Annotated in this window: 2 tRNA genes; both read right to left on the minus strand. The window is 51.4% G+C overall.

The features are described from left to right. Nucleotides 1-79 precede the first annotated feature (79 nt). A tRNA-Lys gene (locus tag J3U50_RS03275) sits at nucleotides 80-152 on the minus strand. Between the two features lie 7 nt (nucleotides 153-159). Beyond that, nucleotides 160-232, minus strand: a tRNA-Val gene (locus tag J3U50_RS03280). Between the last annotated feature and the right edge of the window lie 83 nt (nucleotides 233-315).

Consider the following 315-nt stretch of genomic DNA (forward strand, 5'->3'; position numbering starts at 1 on the left):
GGATTCGAACCTCCGACCCCCTGTTTACAAGACAGGTGCTCTGCCAGCTGAGCTAAGTCGGCATATTATATTAAATTAATGAGCCGTGGCAGGTTCGAACTGCCGACCCTCTGATTAAAAGTCAGATGCTCTACCGGCTGAGCTAACGGCTCGTATGGATGGAGGATACAGGGCTCGAACCTGTGACCTCCTGCTTGTAAGGCAGATGCTCTCCCAACTGAGCTAATCCTCCATAATTGCGCGGCGACTTCCTACCCTTGCAGAGGGCGATCCCTCAACTACTATCGGCGTTTAGAAGCTTAACTTCTGTGTTCG

Origin of the sequence: Lactobacillus sp. B3795 (assembly GCF_026535805.1) — a bacterium.
GTDB classification, from domain to species: Bacteria; Bacillota; Bacilli; order Lactobacillales; family Lactobacillaceae; genus Apilactobacillus; species Apilactobacillus kunkeei_C.